General features: G+C 45.9%; 1 protein-coding gene. It reads right to left on the reverse strand.

Going from position 1 to position 266, the window contains the following annotated elements; translation table 11 throughout:
• The coding region (locus C1E99_RS00055; protein WP_153060099.1) for an exonuclease domain-containing protein at nucleotides 1-266 on the reverse strand (266 nt) is incomplete at both ends.

The raw sequence follows: 266 nt of genomic DNA on the forward strand, positions 1-266 counted from the left end.
AACGTCAAAGGTCGCGTTGTGGGCAACCATGACGGAATCTTGACAGAAATCTTGAAACTCACGCAGGACTTGTTCCAGAGGTTTAGAACCGCGCACATGCTCATCAGTGATTCCTGTCAGATCTGTTGTAAATTGACTGAGCGGATGACCTGGATCGATAAATTCATCAAATTCCGCAATAATATTGCCCTTGTGCATCTTAGACGCCGCAATCTGAATCAGGGCATTGTTGACTGCAGATAGACCGGTTGTTTCCACGTCAAAGA

The organism is Streptococcus suis, from assembly GCF_002964045.1.
GTDB classification, from domain to species: Bacteria; Bacillota; Bacilli; order Lactobacillales; family Streptococcaceae; genus Streptococcus; species Streptococcus suis_U.